This window comes from Sulfuritalea sp. (assembly GCF_031426875.1).
Classification (GTDB): Bacteria; Pseudomonadota; Gammaproteobacteria; order Burkholderiales; family Rhodocyclaceae; genus Sulfuritalea.
Window position 1 is genome coordinate 1 of sequence record NZ_JASJPC010000050.1, and the last position, 16,753, is coordinate 16,753.

At 61.4% G+C, this 16,753-nt stretch carries 19 protein-coding genes; all 19 read right to left on the bottom strand.

The features are described 5' to 3' along the window. A partial coding sequence (locus RMO95_RS19450) for an AIR synthase related protein (RefSeq protein WP_310452328.1) occupies positions 1 to 474 on the bottom strand: 474 nt, incomplete at its 3' end. Positions 475 to 719: 245 nt separating this feature from the next. Continuing rightward, a complete protein-coding gene (hypD, locus tag RMO95_RS19455) occupies positions 720 to 1,847 on the bottom strand; it encodes a hydrogenase formation protein HypD (protein ID WP_310452329.1) in 1,128 nt (375 codons plus the stop codon). Next, the gene (locus RMO95_RS19460) at positions 1,844 to 2,077 is read right to left on the bottom strand and encodes a HypC/HybG/HupF family hydrogenase formation chaperone (protein ID WP_310452330.1); all 234 of its coding nucleotides are present in this window, start codon (positions 2,075 to 2,077) and stop codon (positions 1,844 to 1,846) included. The genes hypD and RMO95_RS19460 overlap by 4 nt, the downstream gene beginning before the upstream one ends. Positions 2,078 to 2,079: 2 nt before the next feature. After that, positions 2,080 to 3,231 carry a carbamoyltransferase HypF gene (locus RMO95_RS19465; RefSeq protein WP_310452331.1) on the bottom strand — a complete coding sequence of 384 codons (1,152 nt, stop codon included), beginning with the start codon at positions 3,229 to 3,231 and terminating at the stop codon, positions 2,080 to 2,082. Then, positions 3,228 to 4,076 (bottom strand): hydrogenase nickel incorporation protein HypB, encoded by an 849-nt coding sequence (gene hypB, locus RMO95_RS19470; protein WP_310452332.1) that lies wholly within the window; start codon positions 4,074 to 4,076, stop codon positions 3,228 to 3,230. Before hypB ends, RMO95_RS19465 begins: the two co-directional genes overlap by 4 nt. A 150-nt stretch (positions 4,077 to 4,226) precedes the next feature. After that, positions 4,227 to 4,559, bottom strand: a complete 333-nt coding sequence (gene hypA, locus RMO95_RS19475) for a hydrogenase maturation nickel metallochaperone HypA (protein WP_310452333.1) — start codon at positions 4,557 to 4,559, stop codon at positions 4,227 to 4,229. Positions 4,560 to 4,844: 285 nt separating this feature from the next. Continuing rightward, positions 4,845 to 5,351, bottom strand: a complete 507-nt coding sequence (gene hybE, locus RMO95_RS19480; RefSeq protein ID WP_310452334.1) for a [NiFe]-hydrogenase assembly chaperone HybE — start codon at positions 5,349 to 5,351, stop codon at positions 4,845 to 4,847. Further along, the gene (locus RMO95_RS19485) at positions 5,341 to 5,571 is read right to left on the bottom strand and encodes a rubredoxin (protein WP_310452335.1); all 231 of its coding nucleotides are present in this window, start codon (positions 5,569 to 5,571) and stop codon (positions 5,341 to 5,343) included. The genes hybE and RMO95_RS19485 overlap by 11 nt, the downstream gene beginning before the upstream one ends. After that, on the bottom strand, positions 5,568 to 6,428 hold the full coding sequence (locus tag RMO95_RS19490) for a hydrogenase expression/formation protein (RefSeq protein ID WP_310452336.1): 861 nt from the start codon (positions 6,426 to 6,428) through the stop codon (positions 5,568 to 5,570). Before RMO95_RS19490 ends, RMO95_RS19485 begins: the two co-directional genes overlap by 4 nt. Before the next feature lie 21 nt (positions 6,429 to 6,449). After that, the gene (locus tag RMO95_RS19495) at positions 6,450 to 6,902 is read right to left on the bottom strand and encodes a hydrogenase (RefSeq protein ID WP_310452337.1); all 453 of its coding nucleotides are present in this window, start codon (positions 6,900 to 6,902) and stop codon (positions 6,450 to 6,452) included. Between the two features lie 2 nt (positions 6,903 to 6,904). After that, positions 6,905 to 7,324, bottom strand: a complete 420-nt coding sequence (locus RMO95_RS19500; RefSeq protein WP_310452338.1) for a HypC/HybG/HupF family hydrogenase formation chaperone — start codon at positions 7,322 to 7,324, stop codon at positions 6,905 to 6,907. Between the two features lie 257 nt (positions 7,325 to 7,581). After that, positions 7,582 to 8,199, bottom strand: a complete 618-nt coding sequence (locus RMO95_RS19505; protein WP_310452339.1) for a HyaD/HybD family hydrogenase maturation endopeptidase — start codon at positions 8,197 to 8,199, stop codon at positions 7,582 to 7,584. A 6-nt stretch (positions 8,200 to 8,205) separates the two neighbouring features. Next, entirely contained in the window at positions 8,206 to 8,916 is a 711-nt protein-coding gene (gene cybH / locus RMO95_RS19510; RefSeq protein ID WP_310452340.1) for a Ni/Fe-hydrogenase, b-type cytochrome subunit, read from the bottom strand. An 18-nt stretch (positions 8,917 to 8,934) separates the two neighbouring features. After that, positions 8,935 to 10,734 (bottom strand): nickel-dependent hydrogenase large subunit, encoded by a 1,800-nt coding sequence (locus RMO95_RS19515; protein WP_310452341.1) that lies wholly within the window; start codon positions 10,732 to 10,734, stop codon positions 8,935 to 8,937. After that, positions 10,734 to 11,813 (bottom strand): hydrogenase small subunit, encoded by a 1,080-nt coding sequence (locus RMO95_RS19520; RefSeq protein WP_310452342.1) that lies wholly within the window; start codon positions 11,811 to 11,813, stop codon positions 10,734 to 10,736. The genes RMO95_RS19515 and RMO95_RS19520 overlap by 1 nt, the downstream gene beginning before the upstream one ends. A gap of 159 nt (positions 11,814 to 11,972) precedes the next feature. After that, entirely contained in the window at positions 11,973 to 12,173 is a 201-nt protein-coding gene (locus RMO95_RS19525; RefSeq protein WP_409574976.1) for a hypothetical protein, read from the bottom strand. Next, positions 12,170 to 14,404, bottom strand: a complete 2,235-nt coding sequence (locus RMO95_RS19530) for an AAA family ATPase (RefSeq protein WP_310452343.1) — start codon at positions 14,402 to 14,404, stop codon at positions 12,170 to 12,172. The genes RMO95_RS19525 and RMO95_RS19530 overlap by 4 nt, the downstream gene beginning before the upstream one ends. A gap of 58 nt (positions 14,405 to 14,462) precedes the next feature. After that, positions 14,463 to 15,755 (bottom strand): DUF2130 domain-containing protein, encoded by a 1,293-nt coding sequence (locus tag RMO95_RS19535; RefSeq protein WP_310452344.1) that lies wholly within the window; start codon positions 15,753 to 15,755, stop codon positions 14,463 to 14,465. Further along, positions 15,752 to 16,594, bottom strand: coding sequence for a KilA-N domain-containing protein (locus RMO95_RS19540; RefSeq protein ID WP_310452345.1), 843 nt, complete (start codon positions 16,592 to 16,594; stop codon positions 15,752 to 15,754). The genes RMO95_RS19535 and RMO95_RS19540 overlap by 4 nt, the downstream gene beginning before the upstream one ends. Positions 16,595 to 16,753: the final 159 nt, after the last annotated feature.

Here is a 16,753-nt window from a genome sequence, read left to right on the forward strand (position 1 = left end):
GATGAACACGCCGTCGCCCTTGCCGCGCTCGACCACCTTGGTGTCGCCGGTGACCACCGGCACGCCGGCATCCTTCGCGGCATGGGCCATGGATTCGACGATGCGCGCCAGATCCGCCAGCGGGAAACCTTCTTCGAGCACGAAGCCGGCCGCCAGATACAGCGGCGTGGCGCCCATCACCGCGACGTCATTGACCGTGCCATGCACCGAGAGGCAGCCGATGTCGCCGCCGGGGAAAAACAAGGGCGAGACCACGTGGCAGTCGGTGGACATCACGATGCGTCCGGGACGTCCCGCAAGAGTTGGCGCTGGCAACACGGCGCCGTCGTTGCCCTGGCCCAGGTATTCGTTGCCCAGGTGTTTGGCGAACAGCTCGGAAATCAGCTGCACCATCGAGCGCCCGCCCGAGCCGTGCGTCAGGTCGACGCGGCCCTGCTTCAAATCTAGCGGCCGTACGTAGCCTCTTTTCACCATTGTTGAGCCCCCGGCGCTACGCGCCCCCCGAGGGGCATGTGCGCTAACTTACCCTGTTCCTCCCCCTTCAAGGGGGAGGTTAGGTGGGGGATGGGGCAAGTATCCGCAGCATTTTCCCCCATCCCCACCCCAGCCCTCCCCTTGAAGGGGAGGGAGGCGTGCATCGGCGCGGTTAAGTTAGCGCACATGCCCTCAAGGGGGTGCGCAACTTTCTGGGGACGGCACTGCGATAGTTGCTTAGCCATTCAATGCATGTCCTTGTAACGTCCATAGCTGTAGTGCGCGGCGCACGCCCCTTCGGAACTGACCATGCAGGAGCCGATCGGGTTCTCCGGCGTGCACACGGTGCCGAACAGCTTGCAGTCCTGCGGCTTCTTGACGCCGCGCAGGATCGCACCGCAATCGCAGGCCTTGTTGTCGGGCACCGAGCGGTAGTCGAGATCGAAGCGCCGCTCGGCATCGAAGCTCGCGTATTGCCCACGTATCTTCAGCGCCGAATAAGGCACCACGGCGAGGCCGCGCCACTCGAATTCACGGCGCAGTTCGAACACCTCGGCGACGCGGTCCTGCGCCTTGAGGTTGCCGTCGCGCGTGACGGCGCGCGCGAATTCGTTCTCGACTTCGGCGCGCCCTTCATTGACCTGGCGCACCAGCATCAGGATGGCCTGCATCACGTCGAGCGGCTCGAAGCCGGCGATGACGACGGGCTTCCTGTACTCCTCGGCGAAGAACTCGTAGGGCCGGCTGCCGATCACAGTGGACACATGCGCCGGACCGATGAAACCGTCCAGCGGCACCGTGCCCCATTGCCGCACTTCCGGCGATTCGAGGATGTTGCTGATGGCGGACGGCGTCAGCACATGGCAACAGAGCACGCTGAAATTCGGAAGATTCTCCTTGTCCGCCTGCTGGATCGCGACCGCCGTGGGCGGCGTGGTGGTCTCGAAGCCGATGGCGAAGAACACCACCTCGCGCTGCGGATTGTCGCGCGCGATCTGCAGCGCATCGATGGTCGAATACACCATGCGGATGTCGCCGCCGCGCGCTTTGGCTTTCATCAGCGACAGGCCTTCGGAGGCCGGGATGCGCAAGGTGTCGCCGTAGGTGCAGAGGATCACGCCATGGTTCAGCGCCAGGTCGATCGCCATGTCCACGCGGCCGATCGGCAGCACGCAGACCGGGCAGCCGGGACCATGCACCATGCGCACCGAGGCCGGCAGCAAATCGGAGAGGCCGTAGCGCGAGATCGCGTGCGTGTGCCCGCCGCAGAATTCCATGAAGCTGTAGCTGCGCCCGGCCTGAACCTCGGCGCCGATGCTCAGCGCGAGATTCTTCGCCAGCTCGCCGTCGCGGAATTCGTCGATGTATTTCACGCGGCAGCAAGTCCGGTCTGGTTCAGTTCGGCAAACAGGGCCAGGGTCTTCTCGGCTTCCTCGGGATCGAGCCGGGTCAGCGCATAGCCGACATGCAGGATCACGTAATCGCCGACCTGCACATCGGCCAGCAGCGCCAGCGAGATTTCCTTCTTGACGCCTCCGAGATCGACGATCGCCGTATCGTCAGCGCCAACTTCTATGACCTTGACAGGAATTGCGAGGCACATGATCAGCTTTCGAGTTTATGCATGGCGACCCAGGCCTGGCCCAGAGAAATCGCCGTGTCGCCGGGCAACAGGCGCTTCGGCATCAGGAGTTCGAGGCCCGTCGCGGGAACTTTCTCGACCAGCCCGGCGCGCAGCAGCTTGTTGAAGAAGCAGCCGCCGCCGCAGGCCAGGCGGCCTATGCCGCTGGCTTCGGATGCGCGCGCGACCCACTGCAGCAGCGCCGCCACCAGCGTGGCATGGAACAGCGCCGCGCCGTAGCCGGTATCCGGTTCGGTGGACAAGGCGCCGAGCAGCGGCAGCAGGTCCAACTGGCCCTTGTCGTCGATATGCCAGCCGCCATCCAATGGCGCCGGCCAGCCGTGCGTCTCGATGTAGGCCGCCGCATTCTGTTCGAGGGCGATCGCCGCCTGGGCCTCGAATTCCATGCGCGGGCAGATGCCGAGCAGGCCGGCCGCGGCGTCGAAGACCCGGCCCATGCTCGACGTGCGCGGACTGTTGAGACCCTTCGTCAGCATTGCCGCGACGATTTCGGCGCCGGGTTGGTCGGCGAAGCGGGAGGCGATTTCATCGTCGCGGCCGAGGTCGAACAGCGCGGCGGCCGCCATGCGCCAGGGATCGCGCGCGGCGCGGTCGCCGCCGGGCAAGGCCAGCGGTCGCAGGTGGCCGAGGCGCTCGAAATCGGCGCCGTCGACCCGCAGCAGTTCGCCGCCCCAGGCCTGGCCGTCGGTGCCGAGGCCGACGCCGTCGAGCGCCAGCCCCAGCAACGGCCCCTCGACGCCATGTTCGGCGGCGATCGCGGCGATATGGGCATGGTGATGCTGGACGCCTATGGCCTCGATGCCGAGTTCGGCCGCGAGCTGCACGGCGAAGCGCGTCGAATGCAGATCGGGATGCAGATCGTGGGCGATGGCCACCGGCTTCCCGCCCATCGCGGCCAGCGCCTGCAACAGCTCGCGCGCCGTCGCTTCATGGGCCAGGCAGGCCTCGGCCTGGAACAGGTCGCCGACCGTGTGCGAGACCCAGGCTCGATCGCCCTGCGCCAGACAGACCGTGTTCTTGAACCAGGCGCCCATGGACAGCAAGGGCGGCGCCGATCGCGCCAACTGGAGCCGATGCTCGACGCAGGCCGGTGCGGCGACCGCCTGAAGACTCATGCTGCCAGACGCGCCACGGCTGCCTGGCGATCGATCCACGCCAGCCAGTCGTCCATGCCCTGCCCCGTGGTCGCCGAAACCTCGATCACCTCGATCCCCGGATTGACGCGCCGGGCGAATTCGATCGCCGCATCGACCTTGAAACTCAGATAGGGCAGCAGATCGCATTTGTTCATCAGCATCAGGGTCGCGGCGCGGAACATGTCGGGGTACTTGATCGGCTTGTCCTCGCCCTCGGTGACGGAAAGGATCACCACCTTGTGCGCTTCGCCCAGATCGAAGGCCGCCGGGCAGACCAGGTTGCCGACGTTCTCGATCATCAGCAGCGAATTCGCCGGCAGTTCGAGCTTTTCCATGGCATGGCCGACCATGTGCGCGTCGAGATGGCAGCCCTTGCCGGTGTTGATCTGGATCGCCGGCGCGCCCGTGGCGCGAATGCGTTCGGCATCCTGGCTGGTCTGCTGGTCGCCCTCGATCACCGTGACCGACTGGCGCCCCCTGAGCAACTCGATGGTCTTGCACAGCAGTGTGGTCTTGCCCGAGCCTGGGCTGGACACCAGGTTCAGCGTGAAGATGCCGCGCGCCGCCAGGCGCTGGCGGTTCTGCGCCGCATAGGCGTTGTTCTTGGACAGGATGTCCTGTTCGATCTGCACCATGCGCTTCGCGCCGAGGCCCGGCGCGTGCGAATGCGCAGGGGCATAACTATGCCGGTGTTCGTGCGCCGCGCCCGGCGCGTGCTCGTGACTGTGGTGCGTGCCATCGGCATGGACATGCTCGTGCTCATGGTGGGCATCATCGCCGTCGATTTTCACTTCGCCGGTTGCGCAGCCGCATGTCGTACACATTGCTTCTCCTTCCAGTTCGCACAATTCAGAAAAGGCCGCTCCCCGTAGGAGCGAGCTTGCTCGCGAAAAACTTCAGCGGTAGGTCAACTGCCTGCTTCGCGAGCAAGCTCGCTCCTACCGGGCCTGGCCCGAGATAATGCTACATCCCGGCTACGCTACTTCGAGTTCCTTGACCCGCATTTCGGTGCCGCCCGTGACCTGCATCTGGTAGCTCCCGCATTGCGGACATTCGCCGAACACTTCCTTCATCGGCACCGACATCGAACATTGCATGCACCAGCCCGTCCCTGGCGTGGCGAGTATCTCCAACCGCGCACCGTCGGCGATGCTGTTCCGCGTCACCGCATCGAAGCAGAACTTCATGGCCTCGACCTCGACTCCGGACAACTGACCAATCTCCAGCCAGACCGCGGTGACTTTGGTGAATTCCTGCTGGCGCGCGGCGTCCTCGATCAGTTGCAGAACCCCCTCGGCTAAAGACATTTCGTGCATGGCTAGGGTCTGTTCTCAATCATCCGGCGGATGGCGTTGAGGCCAGACGCGGATGGATGCAAGGCGGAGGACGCCGGCAAGGGTAATCCCTTGCCAAGTCTGACAACGCCGCAGACGCCGCGTCCGGCCTCAACCCGAAGGGCCGGGTCCAATTGGGCGCGCTGCGGCGTTGCGGCTCCTGGCGAGGTATGAACATCGCGGCCTCGCCGCGCCTTGCATCGCATCCCAATTTGATCCCGGCGCCACCGTCGCATGATTGAGAACAGACCCTAGAGTTTAACTTTTCCGGGCGCCAAGCATACCTTGCAGGAAGGCTCTGCGGTTGATCGGAAGCTGCATCGGCGAGCGTCCCGCAACACGCGCCGCTTCGACTCGTTCTGCCGCGCAGTCCGCTGTTTCGACAAACAGTTGGCCCATGATCTCGTGCGCTGCCGCCACGGCGCTGCCCTGATCGGGAAACTCGAAGGCCGGTGAGAACAGCGAACAGAACTGATAGGCGCCGCACTCGGCTTCTTCGCCGCCCATGAAGTCGTAGCTGCCCGACGGAAAGCCCCAGCTTCTGCGCGCATCGGACGGCAGATGAAGCTCGCGGGAAAATCGATCGCCGAGCAGCACCAGGTTGATCGTCCAGGGCGCGATCAGGACGCCGATCCGGTGGCATTCGTCAAGCGCCCGGAAGCCGACGCACTCCACCCGCAGGGCAGGGTTGTTCAAGGCCAGGCCGGCCATGCGCGTGCCGGCAATGCGTTCGAATGCTGCAGCGAGAGCAGCCTCAGCCGGCACTGTCGTCGAGCAGCAGGAAACGATCCCGCGCCGCCTCGCAGCCGGGACAGACCCAGTGGTCCGGCAGGCCGGCAAAGGACGTTCCGGCCGGAATCTGGCCGATCGGATCGCCCTCGGTGGGATCGTAGACCTGCCAGCAAACGCCGCATTCGAAACGCGCCAGCGGATCGGCGGCGACCTCGCGGCCGGTGCGCTCGAAGGAGCCCTCGGGAAACTTCATGACGGCTGAACCAGCGCGCTCTCGATCGACGCTATCCACTCGTCCAGGCGGACGATGGTTTCCGCGTAGTCCTCGGCCGCGGCCAGTGCCACCGCAGGCAGATCGACGATCTCGAGCGAATTCAGGATCAGTTTTTCCATGTTGTTGAAGTACTGCACCCACCAGACGAAGGGCAGCGCCGTCGCCGTGATGCGGCAATTGCCGAAACCGCGCGAGAGTATCGAGAATGAAATTCGGCCCAGTTGCCGGTCGAGCCAGGCCAGATCGTCGGGCGTTGCCGGCAGCAGGGAAAGATTGATGACATGGGCGGCGCGCCCTGCGCTCCATTGCGCCGACAGGCTGCGAATCTCGTGATGCAGGGCCGGCGCATTCATCAGATCGGCAGGCGGCACCGGCGCCGGCGTGAGGGAAAGCTGGCGCGCCATTGCCAGCTCGCGCAGGGCCCGCGGAAAAGCGCTGGCTTCGACGTCGTCGATACCCTCGCCGTGGATGCGCCAGATGCCGGTGAAGGCGGTTTCCTGGGCGCGCAGATCGCCAGCCGTGAGGATGCTGACTTCGCCTTCGCCGAGCAATTCGTTGATCTCGTCGCGCACCGCCGGCGCGAAATCGAGCAGCGAGAATCTCACTGCCTGCGTCGCGGCGAATGGCGTCGCGCGCAAGGCGGCCAGCAGTTGCTGCAGGAAGGCCAGCGCCGCCGCCGCGACTTCCGGCGGCGCGTCGAGTTCGACCAGCGGCGGCCGGAAGGCATGCACGTCGTTCGGCACGTCCAGCGTGATCAGGACTTCGTCTTCCAGCGGCTGCGAGCCGGGGCCGATGCTCGGCTTGTAAGGGACGACGGGGATGGGAAATGTCATCATGACCTGGCTCCTCGATGGCGTTCAGTGGCAGTGCGCGGTATCGGCATTCAGCACCGGGATGCCGATGCCGGGCGGACGCGACGGTGCGGCGGCGAGCAGTTCGGGCAGCAGCCGGACATAGGCGCCCCAATCCTTCAGCCCTTCGATCGTGCCGAGATACTCGCCGTCGCGTAGGCAAAGCAGCGCCGGCCAGATGCGGATGCCGTAGCGCGCGGCAAGGCTGCGGGCGTCGGCCGGCGCCAGGACCCCGACGCGCAAGTCGGCATTCGTCCGGACCACGGCTTCGGGCAGGATCACGGTGAGGTCCCAGGTCTCGGGAACCTTGGCCGGGTCTTCGGTGAACAGGATCAGGGCGTTGCCGGGCGCTCTTGCGAACGCGGCATAGCTATCCAGATTCAGCAGGCTGTAGCCATGGCGTGCATGGAGGTTGGCCAGGCGTTCATTCAGGCGCTCGATGCTGGGCGACAGGCTCATGGCTATGTTCCTTGAATGAGGTTCGGCCGGAGGAATTCCGGCAATTGCGGCTCGCGCTCGATCAGGTCGGCAAAGCCTGCATGGATCAGCGCCTCGGTGCTGCCGTTGCCATGCAGAATGGACTCCAGAGCGGTCAGTGCGTCCTCGACCTGTGCCGCGCGCTCGGCGTCGATCACTTCGCGCGCGGCACCGAGAAAGCTCAGTATCCATTGCCCCGGCTGCAGCGGTCCGGTGATCAGGGTATCGACGCGCTCGACACCGTTGCGGCCTGCGCAAAGGGCAGTGCTGCCTTCCATGCGGATCACCTGTAGCGGAATCGCTAGGCACATATCAGTGCTTGCTCCGTGGATTCGTGTTCGTCGGCACAGGTCGGCATAGGTCGGCGGGGGCGCCAAGGAAGGCCGATGTCCGTCTCCGTCCATGTCCCCCGTCGCGGGCTGCGCCCGCTCCTCCTCCTTTGCTTACCGGAGAAGGACATCTGCCTTCCTTGGCTGGACACGCTTTTGCCGTGCGACCGTCGTACTGCAACACCGTCACCGGATCGGGAGGGTGGGGCGTTCTGTGCAGCGAAGTAAAGGGGGAGGAGGCGCCCGAAGGGCGCCGACGGAGGACATGAGCAGCACAGAATGCCCCGCCGTCCCGATTCCGCCGCCGCTGAAATAAGACAAGGGTTTCCATCCTACGCATCCAAATACCGCGCGTCGCCGATACGACTGGCAGTCTCGGCCGATGGGCGCCCCGCCTCGTAGGCGGACATACTCAACGCCGTGTCGCCAGCGCCAACTTTCTCCACGCGCCGCTGCGGGGCAAAACCCCAGTCGCGCAAAGCGGCCACCGCCAGCGCCACGGCCTCGTCGAGGCGCGCCTTGACCGCCGGCCGCAGGCTGCCGCCGTAGTCGTCGAGTTCTTCCGGCTGCACGCCGATCAGCAGCAGTTGCTCGGGCAACTGGCCGGTCAGCGCAGCTGCGGCGATGACCTCCTGGAAGCCGGTCTGGTGCAGGCTCATTTTCTTGGCGCCCATGAAGCGCGGCACCTCGTCGCCCTCGACGCGCTTCATGGTGCCCGGCGGCAGGCCGTAGTCGATCGCATCGAACACGATCAGCCGCCGCGCGCCCTGCACATAGGGCAGCAGGTAGAGCCCCTGGGTGCCGCCGTCCATCGCCGTCACCGACTCCGGCAGTTGCCATTCGGCGCTGAGCTTCTCGACACAACGCACGCCGAAACCCTCGTCGGCCCAGAGCAGGTTGCCGATGCCGAGCACCAGCACTTCGCAGCGCAGATCGTCCATGACGTTCATTCGGACTTATTCACGAAATGTGCGCTGACCACTGATCATGGTGCTGATCATGGTCTGGCGGCTCATGATGTCTTCGCGCACCGCGGCATACACATGCAGGATGACGAAGGTCACGATGCCCCACATGCCGAGGTGGTGCCAACTGTGGGTTGCCTGGCTGCCGCCCAGCAGCGGAATCACCCAGCCGAACAGGCGGTCCTGCCAACTGCCCAGCCCCATGCCTTCGCCGTAGAGCGCGAAGCCGGTGCAGATCATCAGGATCGCCGCCACGGTGACGAAGAGGAACATGAACATGTGCCCCAGCGGATTGTGGCCGACGTACTTGTAGGGCTGCTTTTCGAGGAACAGATACCAGCGCAGTTCGCGAATCAGGCCGGCCCACCATTTCATGTCGGTGACGGGCAGCATGAACAGTTGCCGCGCGTGATGGTTGCCGACCATGGCCCAGTAGATGCGCACCAGGAAGCCGACGGCGAAGATGTAGGCCGCGGCGAAGTGGGCGAAGCGGATGTAGCCCATCAGGAAGTTGGCCGAAGCCTCGCCGGTCACGCTGGGCAAGGGGCTGCCGATCAGGTAGCCGCTTGCCGCCAGCACCATGATGCACAGGGCATTGAGCCAGTGCCACAGGCGCACCGGCCCTTCATACACATACACCGTCCTGCCGGCGGCGGTTTGCGGATCGTTTTCGAGACTGGCGGCGGCTGCGTTCAGGTTCATGGCGTTCTCCTCGCGCGTTCAGCGGACCTTGACCACGGACATTTCCTGGCCGTCGGGGCTCATGACATGGGTCGAGCAGGCCAGGCAGGGATCGAAGGAATGGATGGTGCGCAGAATCTCCAGCGGCTCGTCGGCCTTTGCCAGCGGCGTGTTCATGAGGGCGGCCTCGTAGGCGCCAATCTGGCCCTTGGCATCGCGCGGACTGCCGTTCCAGGTGGTCGGCACCACGCACTGGTAGTTCTCGATCTTGCCGTCCCTGATCCTGATCCAGTGGCCCAGCGCACCGCGCGGCGCCTCGGTGAAGCCGGCGCCCTTGGCCTCCTTGGGCCAGGTGCTTGGGTCCCACTTTTCGACGTTGGCGGTCGCCGTGTCGCCGGCCTTGATGTTGGCCATCAGCTTGTCGAACTGCTTCACTTGCAAGTCCGCGCAGTACAGGCACTCGATGCCGCGCGCCGCGGTGCGTCCCAGGGTCGAGAACAGCGCCGTGACCGGCACGTCGAGCTGCTTCAGCACGCCGTCGATGGTCTCCTTGATGAACGGGTATTGCTTGGGCTGCACGTAGGCCAGCACCATGCGCGCCAGCGGCCCCACCTCCATCGCATTGCCGCGCCAGCGCGGAGCCTTGATCCAGGAATACTTGGCGGATTCGTCGAGGTTTTCGATCCGGGTCCGCGTGCCCTTGAAGTTCGGGCCTTCGGGCTTGTAGTTGGGTTCGGTGACGCCGTCGAAGGGATGCAGGCCCTTGGACTCGTCGCCGTACTTGTACCAGGAATGGGTGACGAACTCCTGCACCTGTTCCGGATCCTTGAGGTCGACTTCATGGATCTTGTCCAGCTTGCCGCCGATGATCGCGCCGCGCGGCAGCATCAGGTTGCCCGGCGACATGTCGTTGGCCCGCTCCGGCAGATCGCCGTAGCTGAGCAGCGCCTGCGAGGACAGCCCACCACCGTAGAGCCAGCCCTTGTAGAAGGAAGCGATGGCCAAGAGATCCGGGATGTACACCTGCTCGACGAACTCCTTGCTGCGGTCGATGATGCTCTTGACCAGGTTCAGGCGCTCCATGTTCAGCGCGCCGACAGCGCCCGTGTCATGGACATTGATGGCGCAGGGCACGCCACCCACCAGCCAGTTCGGATGCGGGTTCTTGCCGCCGAAAATGGTGTGGACCTTGACGATCTCCTTCTGGAAATCCAGCGCTTCGAGGTAATGCGCGACCGCCATCAGATTGGCCTCGGGCGGCAGCTTGTAGGCCGGGTTGCCCCAGTAGGCGTTGGCGAAGGGACCGAGCTGGCCGGATTCGACGAACTTCTTCAGGCGGTTCTGCAGGTCGCGGAAATAGCCGGGCGAGGACAGCGGCCAGTTGGAGATCGACTGCGCCAGCTCGGAAGTGCGCTTCGGGTCGGCCTTCAGCGCCGAGACCACATCCACCCAGTCCAGCGCGTGCAGGTGATAGAAGTGCACCAGGTGGTCGTGCACCTGCAGGTTCAACTGCATCAGGTTGCGGATGGTGTTGGCATTTTCCGGAATCTTGATGGCCAGCGCATCCTCGACCGCGCGTACCGAGGTCAGCGCATGGGTGCCGGTGCACACGCCGCAGATGCGTTCGGTGAAGGCCCAGGCGTCGCGCGGATCGCGGCCCTTGAGAATCACTTCGAGGCCGCGCCACATGGTGCCGGTGGACACGGCATTGCGGATCACGTTGTCCTTGTCGAGATTCACCTCGACCCGCAGGTGGCCCTCGATGCGGCAGATCGGGTCGACCACCACGCGCTTGCCGGAATTGTCCATCTTGAATCCCTGAGTTTCATAGGCCCCCATTACTTTTCTCCCGTCACGGTTTCAGTTTTCTTCGCCTTCTTCAGCGCGGACGCCGCCGCATGCACCGCCACCGCCGCGCCGGCCACTGCCGCCGCCGTGCCGCCGACCTTGTCGGCATTGGCCTCGACGCCGAACTGCTTGATGTCGGTGACGCGGTCGTAGAAGCTGCCCTTGTCCCAGAAGCCCTCTTCCGAGCAGCCGATGCAGCCGTGGCCGGACTGGATCGGGAAGGACACGCCGTCGTTCCAGCGCACCGTCGAACAGGCGTTGTAGGTGGTCGGGCCCTTGCAACCCATCTTGTAGAGGCAGTAGCCCTTGCGCGCGTTGTCGTCGTCCCACTGTTCGACGAACTGGCCGGCGTCGAAGTGCGGCCGGCGATAGCACTTGTCATGGATGCGCTGGCCGTAGAACATCTTCGGCCGGCCCTGGCGGTCGAGCTCGGGGATGCGGTCGAAGGTCAGCATGTAAGTCACCACGGCGGTCATTACCTCAGCAATCGGCGGGCAGCCCGGCACCTTGACGATGGGCTTGCCGGATATGACCTTGTCGATCGGCGTCGCCCGCGTCGGGTTCGGTTTGGCCGCCTGCACGCAGCCATAGGAAGCGCAGGCGCCCCAGGCGATTACCGCCTTGGCGTCGGCCGCGGTCTCCTTGAGGATTTCGACGAACGGCCGCCCGCCCTCGATGCAGTACATGCCATCCTCATTGAGCGGCGGATTGCCCTCCACCGCGAGGATGTAGTTGCCCTTGTATTTCTTCTTGATCTCTTCGAGCTGCTTCTCGGCCTGGTGCCCCGCCGCCGCCATCAGCGTGACGTGGTAGTCGAGCGAGAGCATGGAGAGGATCACGTCCTTGGTCAGCGGGTGCGCCGAGCGGATGAAGGACTCCGAGCAGCAGGTGCATTCCAGGCCTTCGAGCCAGATCACCGGCGTGCGCGGCTTGGTCTCCATGGCATGCGCGATCTTCTGCGCATAGGCGCTATCGAGCCCGAGCGAAGTCGCCGTCAGCGAACAGAACTTGAGAAAGCTGCGCCGGCTAATGCCCTGGCGCCGCAGCACGTCGTAAAAGGTTTCGGTCATCGCGGTCTCCTCCGGTTGAAGTTCTTTGGAGACCACTGAAGCAAGGCACGGGCCAGCCCGTGACATTTATATTATTTAGCTTTCAATCAATACCTTGTGGCAGGAGACTAAGAATGGGCGGTGAGACGCGGCGGTTACCGGGTAATCGCGCTGCGCACATCACCTTGCCGGAACACTCCGCCTCCAGCGGCTTCGTGCCAGTAAGTTGTCGACGAAGATCAGCCGGTTGTCGAAAAAGTCGACGCTGGCGACACGGTGTTTCGCGTGATACAACTTCGCCGGGTATTCCAGCAGGATGCGTAGCTCCAGCTTCGGCCGGTTCTCTTTGCCTCTCCAGGTGAGTTCGAGTTTTTGCTTCATGCAGATTGCTTCAATGCAGGGGCTTCCACAAATGCATCACCCATCATCATTTTGTAGTGTTCAAGGTGTTTAGTCTTTTCAAAAATCGCCCGGAACACTTTTAGATAGCCATCTACCATTGATGGATCAGTTGATGCGTACACATCGTCGAGAGCTGAATGGGAACCATCATTGATCCAGGAGAATAGTGAATTGCACACCAATTTCTCCTGCCCCTCAAACAAAGCGCAAATGGCGTCTGAATCCCATCCGCCCAAAATCTTGAAATAGTTCTCCAGGATTCGACGCAGCGTATTCTGGATAGAGAGGTTGGTGCGATCGTTTTTCTTGACCTCGCCCCAAAGTAGCTCGTATGAGGTTTTTATAGGGTTCGTACTGTGCTGCTCGATCTTTGATTTCAAGCCTGCCTTTCTCACAATCCAGAACGTTGCGTCGTTCTGGCCATAGTGGCGATGTTTGGGATTGAAGGTCACCTCCTTGTGGAAATACACGTTGTGCGTGAGGACGAAGACTTGCTTTATATGGCCTGTTCCATACCGCACATTGCGGAACAGCCCTTTGATTAAACTTCCGACGATGAACAAGATGTCGCTGTCGAGGCTGGAAACTGGATCATCAAATACGACTACGCGATCCGCTGTCATCCCAGTATCCGACTCACTTCCCTTCAGCAGGTGATAAAAATAGAGGAAGGTAATGAATGACATTTCGCCTTCGCTCAGCGTTTCTTTGGCGTCTGCTCCATCCTGCCTGATTAACTTGTAGCTCGTACCGTTGTCGGCCTTCGCAAGTCGAAAGCTATGGAAACCGAAAGACAATAAGAGGGCGTTTATTTCATCAATCGTTGGCTGAATGCTGGTTGTATCCTTTTCAAATGCGCGGATTTCTGCAGCCTTAGTCCCCTTTTCCGTTGTTGCAATCCCAATCTTTGCTGTCATGTCCGCAATGGCTTTGTTCAAGCCATTTCGCGCTGTGTCGTAGTCGGCAAAGTCTGTTTTTAGCTCCACATCGAGAAGATACTTCCACATCTGCGCAGTCAATTCGCGCCGCTCCTGTGCAAGATTTGCGACCATTTTGTTATGGGCGGCAATCAGGGCATTAGCGGCATCGACGAGCCCATTTATTGCGACCGCTACATTGCCGATGGATTCAAGCTCAACGATCTGGCTCGGCTCCTTCTTCTTTAAGGCAAGTCGCTGAATGTTGATTGTTACTTTGGAATCGAGCAGTTCTTTTTCCGCCTTTAGCTTATCGACATCAAGGAACTTTGATGGTGTTGCGAGGACAGAAGTAATTTGCTGCTGAAGTCGCTCGACGTCGGTTGTGTAGTTGGTAGCGAGATCATCAATCGCTTTGCAATCGGCTACAAAGGTCTCATTGAAATACTCGTTCAAGCTCTGTGCGAATGCAGCGGTCGTGCTCTGCTGACAAAATGGGCAAATTGCCTCATTCGCTTCGTAGAAAGTACGGCCTTCTCTGACCCAATCACTGTTACCAAGTTTCTTGATCATCGCTGCGATATCAACGTCCTCCTCGCCAATCACACGCTTCTTGAGAATGGCGTCGGACTCATGGGCAACAGCTTTTTCTGTATCGATTGATTGAACAAGCGGCTCAACATTAGGAGTTGGGCCGAAGATGGTCTCTGCTCTTTTCTCGAGAACTGGCAAGGGCTCCAGCGTCGATGAATTGGATGCCTGTTCCTTAAGAATCCTATCCCTGAAGCTCTCCTTGCTGTTTCGGTATCCCTCGAAAGCCTGTGCCAGTTTTGTTTTGTGTTTCGTATAGGCGGCCCAGCACTTGTTCTTGAACTGCTCGTTGAGGTTCGCCAACTCGCCTTTCTTGCCGCCAGTTCCATCTTCACCTTGCAAGCCAAGATTCAAGTTCTCGATTCTTTTTGTGATGGTATCGAGCTCGATCTTCGCGGCGGCAATCTTGTTGATGGTATCGACATTTTTTTCGCCGAGAGTAAAGATGCCCTTAATTTCGGCGGACGGACTGAAGTTCTTTGCAATGAAGTTACGGTTGTAAACCATCGCCTGTAACTTCGTTCCGCCTCTCCAAGTCACGGTACAGGTCGGAAACTGTGCGGCGTCAGCAATCACTTTACTAATCGTGGTTTTGCCTGAACCATTCGAGCCATATAGAAAATTGAACTTGGATAGGCCACTTAAATGCTCTGAAGTGTCGCTGTAAGTTGCAATGCCCTTAATCTGAATCGACTCGATCATTTATTGCCTCCCTCAGTTCCCGTTCTTATCGCCGTCACATCCACGACGATCGCAAGTATCAGGTCGTTAGTTGATTCTGGACTGGGCTGTCAAGCGCCGGCAATTCAAGCCCCTCAATCTCCTGCAACGATTTCCCCGCAATTCCCTGCAAGTCGCCATACATGCCGACCGTCGCGCCCATCACGCGCTCGATCTGCTCTTCGCGCTTAGCCCACTGCTTCATGATGGCCTTGCGTTCCTTGTCGAGGTCTTCCTGCATGGATGAAAACGCCTCGACGATGGCTTCGACGCGCTGCCGGAAGCGCGGGCCGGTGAGGTACTGGTAGACCATCTCGGTCTTGGTTTGCTGGCCTTCGGAAACCTGTCTGGCCATGCTCACCTGGAGCAGCGTGTGGCGCAGGATGGTGGCGACCGGTAGGGCGGCGCGCGGGTGGGTGACCCATACGCCATCGACGACTTCAAAGGTCTCGACACCCTTGGGCAGGGCTTGGCTGACAAGAATCGCCACCTCGGCCTTGGCTGTGCGCTGGTCGTCGCGCAGCTTGGCGAGCCAGCCGTCGCTCCAGTTTTTGGTGCGCTTGAATTCCCACAACATCGTGCCGCAGGGCTGTCCACCCTGACTCACCACCCGATGCAGCACGTCACCGCCGAATTCGCCTTTGGGCACGGGTTCGATGTTGTCGAAGGGAAACTTGGCGCGCAGCAGGTTTTCCAGTTCCAGTTCCTGCACTTCGCCCTGCAATTGCTGCGATCCCTGTTCGGCCCTGCGCTTGAGGTCTTCGATCTGCTTCTGCATCGCGGCAATGGTCTGCTCCTTCTCCATTACCTTGAGTTTCTGTTCGTCCTCGGCCTCTCTCTTCGCTTGGCTGCGGACTTCGGTCAGTCCGTCCTGCACACGCTTTTCGACGGTGAGTTCGAGTTCGCGTTTAGCGTCGTCGAGTTCGCGCTGCTTCTTGATGAGCTCGGCCTGAGCCTTCTGGGCTTCAGCTAGTTTCTCGTCGCGAGACTTCAGCACTGCCTGAAGCTCCGCGAGTTCGCGCGCCTTACCGTCGAGTTCCGTCGCAGCGGCCTGCTTCGCTTTCTTCGATTCTTCGGCGACGACGCGGGCACGCTCGGCTTTCAGTTGCGCGGCAACTTGATCGGCGACTTGCTCATCCAGCGTGCGCCTGGCTTCGGCGATCTTTCTTTCCTGGTCGCGGATGCCTTGCTCGCGCTTCGCGATGTCCTCGTCCTTCTGTGCGAGCTGCCGCTCAAACTGCTGGCGCGTCGCCGCGATCAGCGGCGCGGCAAGGGACTCCGTCAGTCGGATTTCGGTCTTGCAGTTCGGGCAGGTGATCGTCGGTTCTGTCATTTCGCTATTCCTTTTTGCGTGCCGGTACCGGGCAAGCGCCTGAGCGTATCGCTCCCCACCAGGGAGCGCATCTGCGTGATGGCTATGGCGTTCAACTGCGTCAGGCGATCTGACGAGGACAAGTGCTGGTGAATCAGCAGGGCGTTGATGCTTTCGAGATTCGACAGCACGACCAGCTGCTCCAGGGTGGCGGCGTCGCGCATGTTGCCTGCCAGATCGGGATTGGCCTGCCGCCATTGGGCGGCGGTGATGCCGAAGAGGGCGACGTTGAGCAGATCGGCCTCGCTTGCATACACAGCACTGGTCTGCGCCTTGGTGAGGCGCGGCGGAATCAGGCGTTCCTTGATGGCGTCGGTGTGGATTTTGTAATTGACCTTGGCCAGTGTGCGCTGGAAGCTCCATTCCAGAGAGGTTGCACGGGATTCCTCGTCCTTGAGCCGCTGGAATTCCTTGATGAGGTAAATTTTGAATTCTGCGCTGATCCACATCCCGAACTCGAACGCAATATCCTTGTGGGCATAGGTGCCGCCATATCTACCCGCTGTTGCCTGAAGGCCTATCGCATTGGTTTTTTCCACCCACTCTTTGACACTGATCTTGTAGCTGTTCAATCCCGCCTGACTTTTAATTGTGGCGAATTCGCCATAATTAAAATCAGGGTTATAGACCGACTCCCAGATACCCAGGAACTCAACGGTGTTTCTGTTTCTCAGCCAATCGGAGATAAAGAAGTCGCCATCCTTGGCTTTCAACATGTCAGTCAGGGAAATGTAGTCCTGCCCATGTCGCGTGGCGATGGTGACTTCGGCGCCTTTGACGTTGATAACACGGCTTTTCATTCTTGTGGCTCCCTTTCGCACACGGCGGTACGATTTCCATATGGCATCGCAAGTGTACTCGACGGAAGGCTCACCAGGCGAGCCATTCGTCCTTACCCAATCGGCAATTGCGACTCCCCTACGACGCAGGAAAGTGCCAGTGGTCGCAGGTAGCTATTG

What these genes read in the sequence shown, in the direction of transcription:
- RMO95_RS19460 (WP_310452330.1), bottom strand. Translation starts at nt 2,077, where the DNA reads ATGTGCCTCGCAATTCCTGTCAAGGTCATAGAAGTTGGCGCTGACGAT.
- RMO95_RS19465 (WP_310452331.1), bottom strand. Translation starts at nt 3,231, where the DNA reads ATGAGTCTTCAGGCGGTCGCCGCACCGGCCTGCGTCGAGCATCGGCTC.
- hypB (WP_310452332.1), bottom strand. Translation starts at nt 4,076, where the DNA reads ATGTGTACGACATGCGGCTGCGCAACCGGCGAAGTGAAAATCGACGGC.
- hypA (WP_310452333.1), bottom strand. Translation starts at nt 4,559, where the DNA reads ATGTCTTTAGCCGAGGGGGTTCTGCAACTGATCGAGGACGCCGCGCGC.
- RMO95_RS19485 (WP_310452335.1), bottom strand. Translation starts at nt 5,571, where the DNA reads ATGAAGTTTCCCGAGGGCTCCTTCGAGCGCACCGGCCGCGAGGTCGCC.
- RMO95_RS19490 (WP_310452336.1), bottom strand. Translation starts at nt 6,428, where the DNA reads ATGATGACATTTCCCATCCCCGTCGTCCCTTACAAGCCGAGCATCGGC.
- RMO95_RS19495 (WP_310452337.1), bottom strand. Translation starts at nt 6,902, where the DNA reads ATGAGCCTGTCGCCCAGCATCGAGCGCCTGAATGAACGCCTGGCCAAC.
- RMO95_RS19500 (WP_310452338.1), bottom strand. Translation starts at nt 7,324, where the DNA reads ATGGACGGAGACGGACATCGGCCTTCCTTGGCGCCCCCGCCGACCTAT.
- RMO95_RS19505 (WP_310452339.1), bottom strand. Translation starts at nt 8,199, where the DNA reads ATGAACGTCATGGACGATCTGCGCTGCGAAGTGCTGGTGCTCGGCATC.
- cybH (WP_310452340.1), bottom strand. Translation starts at nt 8,916, where the DNA reads ATGAACCTGAACGCAGCCGCCGCCAGTCTCGAAAACGATCCGCAAACC.
- RMO95_RS19515 (WP_310452341.1), bottom strand. Translation starts at nt 10,734, where the DNA reads ATGGGGGCCTATGAAACTCAGGGATTCAAGATGGACAATTCCGGCAAG.
- RMO95_RS19520 (WP_310452342.1), bottom strand. Translation starts at nt 11,813, where the DNA reads ATGACCGAAACCTTTTACGACGTGCTGCGGCGCCAGGGCATTAGCCGG.
- RMO95_RS19525 (WP_409574976.1), bottom strand. Translation starts at nt 12,173, where the DNA reads ATGAAGCAAAAACTCGAACTCACCTGGAGAGGCAAAGAGAACCGGCCG.
- RMO95_RS19530 (WP_310452343.1), bottom strand. Translation starts at nt 14,404, where the DNA reads ATGATCGAGTCGATTCAGATTAAGGGCATTGCAACTTACAGCGACACT.
- RMO95_RS19535 (WP_310452344.1), bottom strand. Translation starts at nt 15,755, where the DNA reads ATGACAGAACCGACGATCACCTGCCCGAACTGCAAGACCGAAATCCGA.
- RMO95_RS19540 (WP_310452345.1), bottom strand. Translation starts at nt 16,594, where the DNA reads ATGAAAAGCCGTGTTATCAACGTCAAAGGCGCCGAAGTCACCATCGCC.